Source organism: Collinsella sp. AM41-2BH, assembly GCF_003468085.1.
Taxonomy (GTDB): Bacteria; Actinomycetota; Coriobacteriia; order Coriobacteriales; family Coriobacteriaceae; genus Collinsella.
On sequence record NZ_QSGH01000001.1, the window covers coordinates 281,901 to 292,935 of the forward strand.

10 protein-coding genes and 1 pseudogene are annotated in these 11,035 nt (G+C 59.3%); all 11 read left to right on the forward strand.

The window, feature by feature from the left end:
* Positions 1 to 2 precede the first annotated feature (2 nt).
* The 11 genes and pseudogenes from DW899_RS01270 (at position 3) to erm (ending at position 10,645) form a co-directional block, all read left to right on the forward strand.
* Positions 3 to 3,467: an SNF2-related protein gene (locus DW899_RS01270; protein WP_117799740.1), complete on the forward strand. Its 3,465-nt coding sequence runs from the start codon at positions 3 to 5 to the stop codon at positions 3,465 to 3,467.
* Between the two features lie 165 nt (positions 3,468 to 3,632).
* The gene (locus DW899_RS01275) at positions 3,633 to 3,995 is read left to right on the forward strand and encodes a desulfoferrodoxin family protein (RefSeq protein WP_117799741.1); all 363 of its coding nucleotides are present in this window, start codon (positions 3,633 to 3,635) and stop codon (positions 3,993 to 3,995) included.
* A gap of 117 nt (positions 3,996 to 4,112) precedes the next feature.
* Positions 4,113 to 6,098, forward strand: a complete 1,986-nt coding sequence (locus tag DW899_RS01280; protein ID WP_117799742.1) for a hypothetical protein — start codon at positions 4,113 to 4,115, stop codon at positions 6,096 to 6,098.
* A gap of 137 nt (positions 6,099 to 6,235) precedes the next feature.
* Positions 6,236 to 6,757, forward strand: coding sequence for a crossover junction endodeoxyribonuclease RuvC (gene ruvC / locus DW899_RS01285; protein WP_035137351.1), 522 nt, complete (start codon positions 6,236 to 6,238; stop codon positions 6,755 to 6,757).
* Positions 6,757 to 7,377: a Holliday junction branch migration protein RuvA gene (ruvA, locus tag DW899_RS01290; RefSeq protein ID WP_117799743.1), complete on the forward strand. Its 621-nt coding sequence runs from the start codon at positions 6,757 to 6,759 to the stop codon at positions 7,375 to 7,377. Before ruvC ends, ruvA begins: the two co-directional genes overlap by 1 nt.
* Positions 7,377 to 8,444: a Holliday junction branch migration DNA helicase RuvB gene (gene ruvB, locus DW899_RS01295; RefSeq protein ID WP_117786693.1), complete on the forward strand. Its 1,068-nt coding sequence runs from the start codon at positions 7,377 to 7,379 to the stop codon at positions 8,442 to 8,444. Before ruvA ends, ruvB begins: the two co-directional genes overlap by 1 nt.
* Positions 8,445 to 8,662: 218 nt before the next feature.
* Complete coding sequence (locus tag DW899_RS01300) at positions 8,663 to 8,929, forward strand: type II toxin-antitoxin system RelB/DinJ family antitoxin (protein WP_033119556.1); 267 nt, start codon at positions 8,663 to 8,665, stop codon at positions 8,927 to 8,929.
* Complete coding sequence (locus tag DW899_RS01305; protein WP_021632616.1) at positions 8,922 to 9,200, forward strand: type II toxin-antitoxin system YafQ family toxin; 279 nt, start codon at positions 8,922 to 8,924, stop codon at positions 9,198 to 9,200. Before DW899_RS01300 ends, DW899_RS01305 begins: the two co-directional genes overlap by 8 nt.
* Before the next feature lie 33 nt (positions 9,201 to 9,233).
* Entirely contained in the window at positions 9,234 to 9,716 is a 483-nt protein-coding gene (locus tag DW899_RS01310; protein ID WP_076917214.1) for a hypothetical protein, read from the forward strand.
* A gap of 40 nt (positions 9,717 to 9,756) precedes the next feature.
* A pseudogene (locus DW899_RS01315) lies at positions 9,757 to 9,906 on the forward strand (zeta toxin family protein); the annotation flags it as partial.
* A gap of 61 nt (positions 9,907 to 9,967) precedes the next feature.
* Positions 9,968 to 10,645 carry a 23S ribosomal RNA methyltransferase Erm gene (gene erm, locus DW899_RS01320; RefSeq protein ID WP_233539864.1) on the forward strand — a complete coding sequence of 226 codons (678 nt, stop codon included), beginning with the start codon at positions 9,968 to 9,970 and terminating at the stop codon, positions 10,643 to 10,645.
* Positions 10,646 to 11,035: the final 390 nt, after the last annotated feature.

The following is an 11,035-nucleotide window of genomic DNA, read 5'->3' on the forward strand; positions in this document are numbered from 1 at the left end:
TGATGGCGCAGGGGACGTTTGCGCAGGCGCTTCGCAAAGAGGCGGCGTTGAGCGGCACCTTTATGAAGGGGCGTTCGCTCATGCTCAACGGCGCCGTGCTGTCGATCGAGGACAGCGGCTCGCGCTTCTCCAAAAACGTGACGGTTGAGGGCTCGGTGCGCGGTTCGCGTGGCGACCTGTACAAGACGCACGTGGCGCTCGACATGGACGAGCACGAGGTGATCGACTACGACTGCGATTGCCCCGCCGCCTATCGTTACCCCGGTATGTGCAAGCACGCTATTGCCACGGCTCTGGCGTACCTGGACACCAGCGGCATTGAGCCTGTTGAGGGGCTGCGCACGCCGGTTCGCACGTTTACGGCGCAGCCGAAACAGCCCGCGCGCGCCGCGTCCGCCGCGCCGGCCGTCAACCCCAACTTTCCCTTCCCGGCGCCCGTCCCCACGAGCCCGAGCCTTGTGGCGGCGCTTTCCGATCTTTCGGACGCGCGCATGGATGAGCTGGCGAGCATGCGCCGCAAACTTGCCGGTGCCGTTGATCCCGACGCCCCCAAAGCGGCGTTGGAGCCCTCGTTGGTGCCGTACTACAATCCGCTGTTCGCTGACCGCTTTAGCTGGGCGCTCGAGTTCCGCATTCGCTGTGGATCGGTCTCCTACGTGGTCAAGGACATCGACGGCATGGCCGATGCCTACGTGCGCGGCGGCACGTTCTCCTATGGCAAGAAGCTCACGTTTGTCCATTCATCTGAGGCCTTTGACGAAACATCGACAAAGCTGCTCAACCTTGTTGTGACGACAGTTGCCTATCTCGATGACATCACAAGCTCGCGTTCGGCGTCGTACGACTTTGCCCGCAGCGGTTTTGTTGCCGAGCGTCAGTTGCCGCTGTCCGAGCATAGCATCGTATATGTGCTGGACCTGCTGCGCGGCCAGACCATCTCCTTTGAGCCCGCCTGGTCGCGGGGGATGACGACGCATCGCACCTACGACGTGGCGGTTGAGCTGTCTCCGCAAGGGGAGGACGAGGCGTCCGCTAAGCGCCCACCACTTCTTGCCGCCAAAATCGCGCCGGCGGCTGGTGGTAGCTATGACCTGCGCCTGCCCGCCGATATGTACTGCTTTGCGTCGGGCGATGCCGCCTACTTGGTTGACACGCGCCGCGCGCGCCGTACCGACGCTGCATTTGCTCAGCATGCCGCACCTTTTTTGTCGCGCTTGCTGCCGTGCCGCACGCCCGCCCATATTGCCGCCGAGCAGGTGGGTGAGTTCTGCCGTATGGCGCTGCCCATTTTGCGCGACTATACCGACCTCACCGCGCCCGCCGCGCTCGATACCGTGGCGCCCGAGCCGAGCTTTGCCATGGCAATCGGCGTCGACGATGGGCTCGTGACCTGCAAGATTACGGTTACCTACGGCGACTGGTCGGCGGATCTCTTTAGCCTGGGCGCTCCGGGCAGTCCCTTTGAAGAGCAGCGCCCCGGCGTGCCGCCCCGCGACGAGGTGGCGGAGTTTCGCGTTATGGATACGGCGGCCCTGTACTTCGATTTCTACGAGGGCGGTCTGGCGTTTGAGGAGCGCGATGATGAGAGCTTGTTCTGCCTGCTGACCGAGGGTCTGTCCGCCCTGTCCGAGCTGGGTGAGGTCATGCTCAGCGACCGTCTGCGCCAGATTTCGGTGCGCCCCGCGCCCAAGCTCTCGGTTCGTGCGACCGTCAAGAGCAATCTGCTCGATGTCGAGCTGGGCGCGAGCGCGCTTTCGGCCGCGGACCTTGCCGTCTATCTCGATTCGTACAAGCGCCATCAAACGTTTGCGCGCCTTACGTCCGGCGACATCATTCGCCTGGACGAGGGGGCGCGCGCCGCGTTTGGCCTTGCCGAGGACCTGGGTGTCGATGCCGTCGACCTGCTCGACGGCGTGTCGCTTCCCGCGTCGAGCACCCTGTTCGTCGACAGCATGCTCGCACGCACGCCGGCGCTCGAGGCCGATCGCGACGCTGCGTTCCGCCGTACCGTCGAGCGCCTGGACACGCTCGGCAAGATGGACTTTACGGTGCCGGCATCGCTCAAGGCAACGATGCGCGGCTACCAGGTCGACGGATACCAGTGGCTCGGCTCGCTCGAACACCTGGGCCTTGGCGGCATCTTGGCCGACGACATGGGCCTGGGCAAAACGCTCCAGATGATTGCGCATATTCTGGCGCGCGTGGAGGCGGGGGACACCAAGCCCACGCTCGTGGTATGCCCGGCCTCACTCGTGTACAACTGGACTGCCGAGCTGGAGCGCTTTGCCCCGTCGCTCGATGTGTGCGCCATTGTGGGCGCCAAGGCTCAACGCCGCGTACAGATTGCCGGCGTGGCCGAGCATAACGTGGTCGTGACGTCGTATGACCTTATGCGCCGCGATATCGACGAGTACGTCGAGCAGGATTTTACCCGCGTGGTGCTCGATGAGGCCCACTACATTAAAAATCCGCTCACGCAGGTGGCGCGCGCCGCCAAGCGCCTGCCTGCCGGCGTGCGCTTTGCCCTGACGGGCACGCCCATCGAAAACCGCCTGTCCGAGCTCTGGAGCATCTTCGACTTTTTGATGCCGGGCCTTTTGGGGACGCGCGAGTCGTTTGCCAAGCGCTTTGAGAGCCCGGTCGAGCACGCCGAGGGTGACAGTGCCGCTCGCCTGCAGGCGCTCGTGTCGCCGTTTGTGCTACGCCGCGTAAAGGAAGACGTGGTGGCCGATCTACCCGAAAAGATCGAGGACACCGTCATGGCACAGCTCACCGGCGAGCAGCGCAAGCTCTACCTGGCCAACCAGGACCGCATCGCCCAGCAGGTGCAGCACCGCGAGGCATCCGAGTTTAAAAAAGACAAGCTCAAAGTGCTCGCCGAGCTCACCAAGCTGCGCCAGATCTGCTGCGACCCGCGTCTACACTACGAGGATTACAAGGCGGGGAGCGCCAAGCTCGATACGTGCATGGAGCTCGTGCACGGCGCACTCGACGGCGGGCATCGCATCCTGTTGTTCAGCCAGTTTACGGGCATGCTCGATATCATCGGCAAGCGCTTGGCCAAGGAGGACATCGCCTTCCTTAAGCTCACGGGCGCTTCGTCTAAGGAGAGCCGCGCCAAGATGGTCGCGCAGTTCCAAGCGGGCGAGGTTCCGGTCTTTTTGATTTCGCTCAAGGCGGGCGGCGTGGGCCTCAACCTGACGGCGGCCGACGTGGTCATTCACTACGACCCGTGGTGGAACGTGGCGGCGCAGGACCAAGCGACCGACCGCGCGCATCGTATTGGCCAGCAACATACCGTGACCGTGTACAAGCTCATCGCCAAGGACACGATCGAGGAACGCATTATGCAGATGCAGGAGTCCAAGCGCGACCTGGTCAACAGCGTGCTTGGCGGCGACGGCATCTCGTCGGCGCTGTTCACGCGCGAGGATGTTCTGGCACTGCTCGGCGGTGACGGTCGCTAGCCGCGCGCGGGGTGGGACTGCTGGAGTGGGCAGGACGGTCGACGCATTTTGGCCCGACCGCTTGCCTGATCCGTTATGTGTTCATTTGCAATGCCGTGGATGGTTTGTCTGCCTTTGGGCATAAGAACCATTAAGAACATTGGCACGTCAGCAAAGGAGAACATCATGGCGAAATTCTTTAAGGACCCCGACGGTAAGCTCATTGCCGCCCTTGGCAACGACGCTGCAACCCCTGCCGGTTGCACGGAACTGACCGCAAACACTGAGGACGCGGCGCACGAGAAGCACGTGCCTGTTGTCGAGACCGAGCGCGACGGTCACGTGATTCGCGCATGCGTTGGCTCGGTCGAGCACCCCAGCCTGCCCGAGCACTATATTGAGTGGATCGCCCTTGAGGCCGAGGGCCGCTTAGAGGTCCATTACCTTGAGCCCGGCATGAAGCCCGCGACGTTTTTTGCCGGCGGTTCCAAGACCGGTACCGTCTATGCCTACTGCAACCTGCACGGGCTGTGGTCCGCGACGTTCTAGGAGCGCGCCCCCGCTCGGGGTATCATAGCTAGCATATGCACATGCGAGCGCCGACTGCATCATGCGGCCGGCGCTTTTACTACGATTTCGATGGTTAACGACGGAAAGGGCTGAGCCATGAAGCTCGCGCTTGCACAGATCGATATGCGCCTGGGTGATATTGAGGGCATTTGCGGCCGCATCGAGGACCAGGCTCGTCTGGCCCACGAGCGCGGGGCGCGCGTGCTGTGCGTTCCGGCTCCGCTCTTTATGGGCGCCATGCCCGGTGGCCTGGTGGGCGCTGCCGACTTTGAGCACGACATGCTTGCCGGCTTGACTGGTGTCGCCGAGCGCATCCAGGAGCTTGACATGATCTGCATCGTGCCCGCGGCGGTTTCGTTTGAGGGCCAGCCGCTACTCGACTACATGATGCTCAAGGACGGTCATGTGGTGCCGGCGCGTTCGAGCATTGCCCTGCAGCGTGGCGAGAACAACGACACGCGTTGGGCGCCGCCGGTGTTCGACGTGGATGGCGTGCGCATCGCCGTGATTTTTGACTTGGACCGCGAGCTCGAGATGTTGCCGACCGGTGTTGACCTCATTGCGTATTTCCAATTCAATGCGTTTGACATGACCGACCGCGAGACTGCCGCCATTGCCGCCGTTCGCAGCGGCGCCTACCGCAAGATCGCATCCAAGCGCAGCGTGTGGTTTGCCTGTATGGCGCCGGTCGGTGCCTATGACGAGTCGGTGTATACCGGCGGTTCGTTTGTGCTCGACGACTGCGGTCGCGTGGTGGCCCAAGCGCCGTGTTTTGAGGAGAGCCTGCTGGTTCAGGAGATTCAGCGCGGCGTGATGCTCGATGCCCTGGAAGATCACGAACTGACCGAGTTCCGTTCCGAGGAGTGGCTGTGGCAGGCACTGGTGCTCGCCGTGCGCGACAACGCCCGGGCCCACGGTGCGTCGCGCGCCGTGGTGGCACTCGAGGGCGACTTGCCGTCGTCCCTGCTGGCGGCGCTGGCCGTCGACGCTCTGGGCCCGCGTAATGTGATTGGCCTGGTGCTGGGGCGCAACCGTATCTTTACGCCGGCGCAGGAAGAGGCCGAGGCTGCCCGCTGTGCCGCCGTCCGCGCCATCGCCGAGCGTCTGCACATTCGCACCGTCGAGCGCGATGCACCGGATGCGGCGCGTGTGCTCGATCGCGACGTGTCGGCGGGCGATGCAGAGCGCCTGCGCTCGCGCACGCTGGGCCTCATGCTGGAGGACACGGCGCTCGAGCTGGGTGCGATGGCGCTGAGCCCGCTGTCCAAAACCGAGTACGCGCTGGCGGCGCCGGCGCTTTGCGGCGGCTACCAGGGCGATTACGCGCCCTTTGGCGATGTGTACCTGTCGACGCTTGAGTTTGTGGCGCGTGTGCGCAATCGCACGTCTGCCGTGGTACCCCAAGAGCTCGTGACGCTCAACGCGGTGGAAGATTGTATGGAGCGAGTGCTGGCGCAGGCGCTCTCGACGCTCGACGGTCCGGTCGATATGCTCGACCGCGCGGCACAGCTGCTCGGCGGGCTCGAGCCGGGTGAGATCGATGGCGCGCTTGAGGCGCACGTGGACCGCAATCGATCTTTCGACGACATCCCGATGGCCGCTGGCAAGCCTGAGGCCTGCTCGCTGCTGCTGATGCTCGTTCGACAGGGTGAGGCTGCCCGCCGCATGTTGCCGACGGCGCCGATCGTTTCGTCCCGTTCGTTTGCCGAGCGCTCCTGGCCGTACATGCTCGCGTGGTCCGACCTGGGGCTTAACGGCAAGGAGCGTATGACGGTCGATTCGCTGGCGCGCGCCGAGGTGCGCCGTTTTGCTGACGAGGATACGAGCGAGCGCGTGCGAAACGAGATGATGGGCGTGCTGGGCGAGCTACTGGGTATTTCGCCCGAACAAATGGAGGAGTTGCGCTCTGAAGACGGTCAGCGTCGTTTACACGAGGGAATGAAAAAGTTCGAGGGCGAGGTTCAGGACGCCATCGATAAGATGATGGGCGGCCAGGGCGGACCGCAAGGTGGTCCTCAGGGTGGCCCGATGCCGCATCCGCCGGTTAATCCCCGACAGTTCCCATTCTTCTCGCAGAACTAAACTGGGGATGGGATTCGCTCTCAACCCCGATACTTCAACTAAGCATCTTGACCCCGTTGTGTTATTCTAGAACAGACGTTCGTGAGTAGTGCGCGGGGCCTTGCCTTGCGCTTGGTAAAAGACGAGGGGAGGTTGGCTTGGTTATTTTGGGCATCGACCCCGGTTTGGCTCATACGGGTTGGGGGATTATCGAGGAGCGGCGTGGCGAGGTTCGCTGCCGTGCCTATGGCTGCATCGAGACCAGCGCAGGCAGTCCGCTCGCGGTGCGCCTGTCGCATATCGCCCGCGACCTCAAGGGTGTCGTGGAGCGTTATCGACCCGATACCGCTGCCATCGAGAGCATCTACTTTGGCGCTAATGTCCGCTCGGCAATCCCCACGGCACATGCCCGCGGTGCCGCGCTCGTGGCGCTTTCGGAGTGCGCGCTCGAGATCGGCGAGTACACGCCTATGCAGATCAAGCAGGCTGTGGTGGGTACCGGTGCCGCAGATAAGCGGCAGGTCGCCTACATGGTGCGCACGCTCACGCAGCTCGATCACGACCCGCATCCCGACCATGCCGCCGATGCCCTGGCCTGCGCCATCTGCCACGTTAACCTCAGCCGTACCCGGGCGCTTACCGGCGGCGAGTTCTATCAACAGAGAGGAACCGGATACTGATGATCTCCCAGCTCCACGGAACGCTTGTCGAGGCCACGATGAGCTCTGCTGTCGTCGATGTGTCGGGCGTTGGCTTTGAGCTCGGCATCTCGGGCAGCACTGCGGCCACGTTGCCGACGCCCGGCGGCGAGGTCCGCCTCTACACGCGTATGCAGGTGCGCGAGGACGCCATGACACTTTTCGGTTTTTCCTCTAAGGATGAGCGCACGATGTTCGATCGGCTCGTGTCTGTCTCGGGCGTTGGCCCGCGCTTGGCGCTCGCCGTGCTTTCCACCTATACCGTGGGGCAATTGTGCTCGCTGGTGATGGCCGAGGACGACAAGGGCATGGCCAAGGTGCCCGGTGTGGGCAAAAAGACAGCTCAGCGTCTGATCCTGGAGCTCAAGAGCACCTTTGCCAAGGACAAGGGCTTTGTGCCGGTCGACGTGATTCCCGGCCAGGTTGCGATGCCCGTGCCCGCTGCCGCTCCCTCAGCCATCGATGACGCCCGTGCGGCGCTCCTTTCCATGGGCTTTAGCCCGCAGGAGACCGATGTTGCCCTGAGCGGGTATGATGGGCAGGATATGCGTGTCGAGGATTTGCTCGGCGCGGCGCTTAAGCGACTCGGAATGGATGCGTGATGTGGGAAGCCGATGACTCTCAGGACCTGTGGGCGACGCCCGGCAACTCGCCGGCGGCATCCATGGCGCACGGCGAGCGCATGGTGGGCTCGGAGCTGACGGCCGAGGACCTCGATGTCGATCGCACTTTGCGCCCCCAGCGCCTGGACGATTACTGCGGCCAGGAGCATATCAAGCAGAGCCTGCGCGTGTTGATCGAAGCGGCGCAGAGCCGTGGCGAGACGCTCGACCACGTGATCTTCTCGGGCCCTCCGGGTCTGGGCAAGACCACGCTGGCTACGGTTATCGCCAACGAGCTGGGCGCTCAGATCAAGACCACGAGTGGCCCCGCCATCGCGCGCACGGGCGACCTGGCGGCCATCCTTACTAACTTGCAGCCGGGTGATGTGCTGTTTATCGACGAGATCCACCGCCTCAACCGTTCGGTCGAGGAAGTCCTGTACCCCGCGATGGAGGACTTTGCCCTCGATATCGTGATTGGCAAGGGTCCGGCGGCGCGCTCGATTCGCCTGGATATCCCCAAGTTTACGCTGGTAGCAGCAACGACCCGCTCAGGTATGCTGACTGGCCCGCTGCGCGATCGCTTTGGCATTTCATATCGCCTGGATTACTACACGGTCGAAGAACTCGCGCAGATTGTGACGCGCTCGGCGTCCATCCTGGGTGTGACAATAGACCATCCGAGCGCGCTCGAGATCGGCTCGCGCTCGCGTGGCACGCCGCGCTTGGCTAACCGTTTGCTCAAGCGCGTGCGCGACTATGCGCAGGTGCGTGGCAACGGTCCCATTGAGCTTGGTATTTGCCGTCAGGCGCTCGAGTTCTTCGAGATCGATGAGCTTGGTCTGGACTGGATGGATATTCGCATTTTGGAGACACTCGCTAAGACGTTCTCCGGACGTGCCGTGGGCCTGACAACGCTTGCCAGCGCTGTGGGCGAGGACCCGGGAACGCTCGAGGATGTCTATGAGCCCTATCTGCTGCAGTGCGGGTTGATGATTCGTACGCCGCAGGGCCGTCAGGCAACCCTGCGCACCTTTGAGCACCTGGGGATTGAACCTACCGTTTAGGGCGCTTTGTTTTGGCGGGCTGTTGGGCTATCGCCGGGCATCGGGCGCGCGAAATAAGGCTTTTTCACCCCCTAAATGTACACGCTGCGGTGTTAGCATATAGAAAGCACTGTTCATAGAAAAGTTGCAAAAAAACATTTGCAATGCACTTGCAAATGTCACGAATATTGAATATAATATTAGTGCAAGCTAAAAATGACGAGGAAAGGAGTGCTATTATGGCTAAAGGAAATATGACGATAAGAATGGAGCCGGAGCTGAAAGCACAGGCGGCAGCTCTCTTTAAGTCCCTCGGAATGGATTTGAGTACGGCAACGGGTATTTTTTATCGACAGGCACTTAGGTGTCATGGACTTCCCTTTGAAGTCAAGGTTGACGAGCCGAATGCTGTTACCTATGCGGCGATGGAGGCGGCAGAAAAGGGAGAGGATATGTATGGTCCGTTTGATAGCGTTGCAGATCTGATGGAGGCGCTGAATGCTTAAGCCGGAGTTTTCGGGGCAGTTCAAACGAGATTACAAGCTTGCGATCAAGAGAGGCTGCGATCCGAAGAAGTTGGAGGAAGTGATCACGCTGTTGTGTAACGAGCAGCCGTTGCCGGAGGCGTATCGAGATCATGCTCTCACTAATTCCAGAAATTATAAGGACATGAGAGAATGTCACATCGAGCCGGACTGGCTGTTGGTCTATAAAGTTGTTCGGCAGACTTTGATTTTGAAATTGATAAGGACGGGATCTCATAGCGATTTGTTTTGAGATTAACTCCGGATGAAAGAGTGGTGATGATATTTGGCGGGTGTAATAACGGAAATTGCAATAGAATGTGGCGTGTCGGAACAGGCAGTTCGTGCATGGTGTAGGCGAAACCATGTTGCGAAAGATGCGAAAGGAAGTTTCGCAATCAGCGAAAGTCAAAAAACCGCCATATATCAGCATTATTTAGGTGTTGAACGAAAGCAAGTTTCGCAACAGGCGAAAGCAAGTTGCGAAACTTGCGAAACCACTTTGATCGCTATGCTGCAGGGAGAATTAGACCGGAAAAGCGAGCAACTTGCTGTAAAGGACAAGCAGATCGAGGAACTGAACGCAAGGTTGGCGGAGGTCAGCTCGGCGTTGGTGACGGCACAGCAGACTGCGGCAGCGGCCCAGGCTCTCCATGCTGGGACAATGCATCAGCAGCTTCTTTCCGGCAAGTCCGGAGCCGATCAGCCGGAGCGTGAGACAGAACCGGTTCAAAAGCGTAGCTGGTTTAGTAGGTTCTTTGGGGACTAAACAGAACGACAAATCGGGAATTTGTGGAGGTAAAATATAGATGAATCAAGGTAGAATTATTGTAATCACAGGTGCGCCGGGGACAGGAAAAACTACAACGGCATCTGTTGTTGCAAAAGAATCAGATTTGGAAAAGTCTGTGCATATGCACACAGATGACTTTTATCATTATTTGAGTAAAGGGGCAATACATGAACAAAAATATAAAATATTCTTAAAACTTTTTAACGAGTGAAAAAGTACTCAACCAAATAATAAAACAATTGAATTTAAAAGAAACCGATACCGTTTACGAAATTGGAACAGGTAAAGGGCATTTAACGACGAAACTGGCTAAAATAAGTAAACAGGTAACGTCTATTGAATTAGACAGTCATCTATTCAACTTATCGTCAGAAAAATTAAAACTGAATACTCGTGTCACTTTAATTCACCAAGATATTCTACAGTTTCAATTCCCTAACAAACAGAGGTATAAAATTGTTGGGAGTATTCCTTACAATTTAAGCACACAAATTATTAAAAAAGTGGTTTTTGAAAGCCATGCGTCTGACATCTATCTGATTGTTGAAGAAGGATTCTACAAGCGTACCTTGGATATTCACCGAACACTAGGGTTGCTCTTGCACACTCAAGTCTCGATTCAGCAATTGCTTAAGCTGCCAGCGGAATGCTTTCATCCTAAACCAAAAGTAAACAGTGTCTTAATAAAACTTACCCGCCATACCACAGATGTTCCAGATAAATATTGGAAGCTATATACGTACTTTGTTTCAAAATGGGTCAATCGAGAATATCGTCAACTGTTTACTAAAAATCAGTTTCATCAAGCAATGAAACACGCCAAAGTAAACAATTTAAGTACCGTTACTTATGAGCAAGTATTGTCTATTTTTAATAGTTATCTATTATTTAACGGGAGGAAATAATTCTATGAGTCGCTTTTGTAAATTTGGTTGATTTCCGATCTCAGCCGAACACATTGAGCAAATAGGCCATTCCCGCAGTTAGCCGAACGCCCCCGCGGCCCCTCCTGGGGCCCGGGGGCGCCGTTTTCCCAGTTGAAGGAACGGTGGAGATGTGTTTCGATGGGTCCGGCGGCCATGCTCCGCCCGCCGCCCGGCGCCTCTTCCCAGACTCAGCCGAACGGTCGGTCAGTCTATTCCGTTTTCCCTTAGGCTAGGACAGCGGGGCATCGCCCCTCTCCTCGCGCGCCCGCGCGATGAGCCCCGGCGTCAGGTCGAGCTCGCCGATGGGCACGTCCTCGATGCCGCACGCCTCCAGCAGCGCCGCCGCGTCGTCGCCGAGCATCGCCCGGA

Coding starts and splice junctions, on each gene's coding strand:
- DW899_RS01275 (WP_117799741.1), top strand. CDS start 3,633: ATGGCGAAATTCTTTAAGGACCCCGACGGTAAGCTCATTGCCGCCCTT.
- DW899_RS01280 (WP_117799742.1), top strand. CDS start 4,113: ATGAAGCTCGCGCTTGCACAGATCGATATGCGCCTGGGTGATATTGAG.
- DW899_RS01300 (WP_033119556.1), top strand. CDS start 8,663: ATGGCTAAAGGAAATATGACGATAAGAATGGAGCCGGAGCTGAAAGCA.
- ruvB (WP_117786693.1), top strand. CDS start 7,377: ATGTGGGAAGCCGATGACTCTCAGGACCTGTGGGCGACGCCCGGCAAC.
- DW899_RS01270 (WP_117799740.1), top strand. CDS start 3: ATGGCGCAGGGGACGTTTGCGCAGGCGCTTCGCAAAGAGGCGGCGTTG.
- ruvA (WP_117799743.1), top strand. CDS start 6,757: ATGATCTCCCAGCTCCACGGAACGCTTGTCGAGGCCACGATGAGCTCT.
- DW899_RS01305 (WP_021632616.1), top strand. CDS start 8,922: ATGCTTAAGCCGGAGTTTTCGGGGCAGTTCAAACGAGATTACAAGCTT.